Here is a 1489-nt window from a genome sequence, read left to right on the forward strand (position 1 = left end):
GTGTTCTGTTTAGTATCTACGCCACATGAGGACGAAGGGGCGGGGCTGGTGAGGGGCCTGCAGGTGGGGGCGGCTTGGGACACGAAAACATGGTCAAGAAGAAAATGCACGAGCCTCTTAAGTTTAGTGCTCAAGCTTGTGCCAGCATTTTCAATTCTTATAGTGAAGTGAATATCGTAAGTTCAGGAAGATATGAAATTTCCTTCATGGAAAAAATGCGCGAGTTTGTGCCTTAAGTTTTTGTTTTGATGCTGAAGAGAATGGCGGAAGGGCAGGAAGATAAGGTATTCTCTCCCTGAAGAAAAAGCGTGGGTTTTAGAGCTTGCGGTTTTAGGTATGAGGTTATGTTAAATTCAGCTAGCGTTTTTGAATTGCTTTTGGGCTTTTGGAAATAGCACGCTTATCACGATTACCACTCAGAACTGATAATAAAATTAGCACCTTCTTGAATCCTATCTTCAAAGAACTCGTCCTCATCAAAATCTAAATACGCATGACAAGGAGAAAAAGTTATCCTTAAAAAAGAGACTAAGATTTCCTCCCACAAACCAAACCCTACCTCCATCGCAATTTCCTTACCAGTTTTCTTGGCCAAATACCATTTTTCACTTTCTGTCGATCTACCTACAACCTTAAAACCATTAATCTCAGAAATTTGAGGTAAATCTGTGAGCACTACTTCCACACCATCTTTACAAGCCAACGGATGTATTTAAGCTAGAATAGAAATATAATCATACTGATTTCCCATCCAGTAAAAATTAGGTCCTGGCTCTCCTACTAAATATTTTTCAGTGTAGTCAATACGTATCATTCATAAACTCCCAATTCTTTGGCGTCAATTTCCATCTACAGGGATATTGTCCTATTCAGGATATTTATTCGGTGTTGGTGGTGGCTTATAGTTCCAATGTCCCTCTGGATGATGATCATCCGATTTATGCGGTCTCCATTCTCCACCTTCTCCATCATACCAACTCTTTTCGCTTCTTGCTCGTGGTTTATTTTTAGATGGAGCACCTTCCGTAAGTTCTCCTTCATCACACCTTCTGGCAATGGCCAAGTGGATGGATCACTCATATCTGTATCTTCATCAATAACTTTGGGTCGCGCACTACTTTCTGTCTTTTGGCCTTCAATAGTAGGCTTGGGCGTATCAGGCGTCGCCGCATCATCAGGCGTTTCAGACGGAACAGTATCATCTTCAGGCTTTTCAGATTCAACAACAACACCATCTTCAGGAGCCTTAGCCTTAGAAAGTGCCCATCGCAGTATAATTCCGCCAATGATACTTTCTCCAATCGGAGTAGGTTCTAGAAGAGCAGCAGTCACAGCCGCTCCATCCGTGTCGCAGCCCCTAGACCCCACGGTTAGACTGTCCATCTCACCTTGGGAGTCATCAGCGTCAGGTGAACAGGAGTTATTTGGCTTGAGGCAAAGCCTTAAGCAAGGAATAGGTGAGGATGGCTGCTGCAATTAGTCTGGTGTT

At 43.1% G+C, this 1489-nt stretch carries 2 protein-coding genes; both read right to left on the reverse strand.

Annotated elements, in window-relative coordinates:
• Nucleotides 1-409 precede the first annotated feature (409 nt).
• A complete protein-coding gene (locus tag S1OALGB6SA_RS02395; protein WP_124032433.1) occupies nt 410-685 on the reverse strand; it encodes a hypothetical protein in 276 nt (91 codons plus the stop codon).
• 164 nt (nt 686-849) lie between these two features.
• Entirely contained in the window at nt 850-1332 is a 483-nt protein-coding gene (locus S1OALGB6SA_RS02400) for a hypothetical protein (protein WP_124032434.1), read from the reverse strand.
• Nucleotides 1333-1489 lie beyond the last annotated feature (157 nt).

It is taken from the genome of Olavius algarvensis spirochete endosymbiont, assembly GCA_900608495.1.
In the GTDB taxonomy this organism is placed as follows: Bacteria; Spirochaetota; Spirochaetia; order DSM-2461; family DSM-2461; genus UBA2779.